This window comes from Vibrio sp. 1078-1 (assembly GCF_033340475.1).
In genome coordinates, this window is sequence record NZ_JAWOWM010000945.1 from 1 (window position 1) to 510 (window position 510).

1 protein-coding gene is annotated in these 510 nt (G+C 44.9%); it reads right to left on the reverse strand.

The features are described from left to right. Nucleotides 1–510 (reverse strand): Gfo/Idh/MocA family oxidoreductase (locus tag R7190_RS31010; RefSeq protein ID WP_318138358.1); only part of this gene is annotated, 510 nt, incomplete at both ends.

Here is a 510-nt window from a genome sequence, read left to right on the forward strand (position 1 = left end):
CTTGAAACTCGCTTGGGATAAGAGAATCACTGACTTTCGAGTGCAGAAGATTTACGTTAAAGCCATCATACTCCAGCGTTACGCTGCCGCATCCGTCAACGCCTGATGGAAGCACATGCGCACTGGCTTGAACAGAGTTCGGCTCACCAAACAACTCAATCGCAGAACCCACGCAGTAATAACCAATGTCCATGATGGAGCCATTGGAAAACGCAGGATTGAATGTGTTTGGATTTTCTCCATTTAGATATTTTTGGTATCTCGATGAATACTGGCAATAGCTAATCGTCGCATGTCGTAACGGAGCGATAGACGGTAAGCTCTCTTTCAATACTTGGAAGTTTGGTGTGTAAGGCGACATAAACGCTTCAAACAACACAACGTTGTTTTCCTCAGCACAGGCAAACATCTGTTGTGCCAATGCGTAGTTCGAAGCCATTGGCTTTTCACAAATGACGTGTTTGCCCGCTTTTAACATTTGAATGGCTTGAGGAGCATGAAGCGAATTTG